This window comes from Pseudomonadota bacterium (genome assembly GCA_010028905.1).
Classification (GTDB): Bacteria; Vulcanimicrobiota; Xenobia; order RGZZ01; family RGZZ01; genus RGZZ01.
In genome coordinates this window covers 1-2,952 of record RGZZ01000565.1, presented here as the reverse complement: position 1 = coordinate 2,952, position 2,952 = coordinate 1, and the positions used below count along the sequence as shown (strand labels likewise).

The following is a 2,952-nucleotide window of genomic DNA, read 5'->3' as shown; positions in this document are numbered from 1 at the left end:
ATTGCTGTGGAACCCTGTGGATAAGCCGATCCCGGCGCGTGGTTGTGGCGAAAAAGATGTGCAAAAGAATTTTTTGGGGGGGTGGAGCACGGTGAGCGCGATGGGCGCCGAGCTGCCGACGCGTCGCATTCAAGGACGGGGGCGCAGCGGCAGCATTGGCTGTTTTGCGGGTGCGCTGACAGGATGCGCGATTCACCTGCGCGTACAATCATGTCTGATGGCGAAGATCTATTCGGCAACCTTTCACGCGGCGTCCACCACGCCTGGTGAGCGCGGGTTGGTCACAGCCCTTGCGACGCTCTTCAAAGAGCGCGATGACGTGCTCATCTGGCATGGCGCCCAGGTCGAGGGGAAGTTCACCGACGTGATTCTCTTTGAGGGCAAGACGGGGCTCGTGGTGTTCGAGGTGAAGGACTGGAGCCTCCGGAGCATCGAGTCGCTGTCGGTGTCGGGAGCGGTCATTCGCAAGGACGGGCGCCTTGAGACCAGGACGCAGCCCCATGAGCAGGCTCGGGCCTACACGTTCAGCTGCCGCAACGCAATCGAGCTGCACGCGGCGTTGCGAAACGACGACGGGAAGTTCAAGAACCGTGGTCTCATTCCCGTAGACAAGGCCGTGGTGTTCACCAACATCGAGCGAGCGCAGGCGGAGAGCGGCAGCTTCTCATCATATTTCCGCCAGTTCAGCGGAGAGACGCTCTACGGGTCGGAACTGCGTGAAGGGGGGCGCTTTGGCGGCCCGAAGGGCGGCGCCGAGCTTCTGTCGTTCCTTCGGTTCCTGCGCTCCTTCGGATCGCGCGAGCTCACCGAAGCGCAGCGCAAGGTGTTGCACGAGAAGGTGCTCGGGGGGCTGCCGCCCTTCGACCCTCTGGCGCCTCCGCCGTCCACGAAGACGGAGGGTGCCCGCGGCATGGGGCCGTCGGTCAAGACAACGCCCACGGTTCGGGCTGCCGGCGTCTCCGCGCCCGGTCTGCGAGCGTCCCCGTCCGGCGAGGGGCGCCGCCCCATGAAGGTCGAGCTGTCGAAGCGCGCCCTCAAGTGGGCCAGCGAGCTCGACGTCGAGCCGCGCCTCATTCGCGGCGTTGCGGGATGCGGAAAGACCCTCTTCCTCGTGAAGCACGCCGAGCTCAAAGCGGCCTACGCTGTTCCGCCGCGTCGCATTCTCTACACCTGCTACAACCTGCCGCTCACCGGCTACGTGCGTGGGTTGCTCGATGAGAACCTCGCGCCCGGCAAGCGCGAGCGTGTCGACGTTCTCTCGATCTATGAGCTGGTAGGTCGTATCGCCGGGCAGGATGTGCCGCATCAGGGTCCCACCGAGAAGATCCGCAGCCTCGAGCAGGCCGCCTTCGAGGCGCTCGCGCGCAACGGCCTGCCCTTTGCGTCCTACGATACGGTGCTCATCGACGAGGCGCAGGATTTCTCGCCCGATCTGCTGCGGCTCGCTCTGGCGACGTTGGCGCCAGGCTCTGAAGACGTGAAGATCGCCGAAGACAGCGTTCAAGACCTCTACAGCAAGAGACCGCGCGGGTTCTCTTGGGCGTCGCTCGGCATCAACGTGACGGGGGGACGCGCGCGCAACCATCTTCAGAGCTACCGCTGCACCCAGCCCATCTTCGAGTTCGCGCGCGACCTGCTGGGTGAACAGTCTGATGATGACGATGATGTTGACGGCTTGTTCAACAGTGATCTCGGAGGGCGCGACGGAGAGCGTCCGACGCATCGTCAGATGCCCAGCGCGCAGGCCTTGCTGCGGCTCATCAGTGACGATGTCGAGCAGCAGGTGAAGCAGGGGCGACGGTTTGGCGAGATGGCGGTGCTCTATGTCTCGCGTCTGCTTCTTGGTGACCCTGCACCGCTGCCGAGCAAACCGGGCAAGGTCAGCTTTGAGCAGCTGGCTTCAAGAAATCTGGCCGCAAGCAGCGAGGTGTTCATCGATGCGCTCAAAGAGCAGGTGAAGCACCCCATTGAGTGGTTCACCCGCGATACCCACGCGCGTCTCAATCTCGACATGGGGTCGCCCACCATCAAGGTGGGCAGCGTCTACAGCGCAAAAGGGCTCGATTTCGAGTGTGTCTATCTCGTCGATCTTACGGGGGAGGCCATATCGCTTGGCACGGTTGAATCGGGAGAGGGAAAGCGCACGAAGCACCACCGCCGCCTGCTCTATGTAGGCGCCACCCGCGCCAAGGATCGGCTGGCCTACCTGCAGCTCATGCCGTGACCGCGCGCGCCTCAGATAGCCTGAGGCGCGCGAATGGGCACGATGACAAACGCGTGACGGCACCGCTACAGCCCTTCGATCTCGTCGGCGCAGCGGTGCGTCTCAACGAGCATCTCGGCCATGAGAACGGCCTGCTCGACCTCGAGGCGCTCGACGTCGGCTCGCCATCGAGCAATCTTTGGAAGAGCGCGCTCGACCTTGCGCGTCACGCGCTGGGTGTGCTTCGTGAGGGCCTGCATCGACGCGGGAGACAGGCCAGACTCGGCCGGGTCGAGCTCGAGCACCCCAGCGAGCAGGATGAGCTCTTCGGACATGCGCCGCATCTGGATCAGCCTGGCCAGCGCCTTCGTGTTGAGGGTGAAGCACTTCTGCCAGTGGGTCATGAGCTCTCTCAGGTGGAACGCGGACGGATCGTCCGGCGCGTCGCCTGTCGCTTCGAGGCGCGCGCACATCTCGGCCGCCGCGCGACGCAGCGCGAGGATTCTCTGTCGATCGTTCATGGTCGGTTTCCTCCTTCTGTCTTTGAGATGCGTGGGGAAGATGCGTGGGGAAGGTGCGTGGGGAAGACGCGTGGGATGAGGTGTGGCCAAGGCGGTGGAGACGGCTCACGCACGATGACGTGAGAAAGGCAGTGCGAGGCAGACCGCTGGGCCCGGTGCGCCGGCGGCGGGATGGGGTTTCGGGGAAGGGGAGTTGCAATGCAGGCCGACCGGCCTCGTGGGCCAGCG

At 64.4% G+C, this 2,952-nt stretch carries 2 protein-coding genes; one reads left to right on the top strand and one right to left on the bottom strand.

Annotation, left to right across the window (positions count from 1 at the left end):
- Positions 1-100: 100 nt before the first annotated feature.
- The gene (locus EB084_22875) at positions 101-2,224 is read left to right on the top strand and encodes a hypothetical protein (GenBank protein NDD31108.1); all 2,124 of its coding nucleotides are present in this window, start codon (positions 101-103) and stop codon (positions 2,222-2,224) included.
- A gap of 65 nt (positions 2,225-2,289) precedes the next feature.
- Here EB084_22875 and EB084_22870 read toward each other — a convergent pair whose 3' ends face one another.
- Positions 2,290-2,724, bottom strand: coding sequence for a hypothetical protein (locus EB084_22870; protein ID NDD31107.1), 435 nt, complete (start codon positions 2,722-2,724; stop codon positions 2,290-2,292).
- Positions 2,725-2,952: the final 228 nt, after the last annotated feature.

Bases quoted from the DNA above. Each gene is read 5' to 3' on its own strand.
- EB084_22870 (NDD31107.1), bottom strand. From the start codon at position 2,724: ATGAACGATCGACAGAGAATCCTCGCGCTGCGTCGCGCGGCGGCCGAG.
- EB084_22875 (NDD31108.1), top strand. From the start codon at position 101: ATGGGCGCCGAGCTGCCGACGCGTCGCATTCAAGGACGGGGGCGCAGC.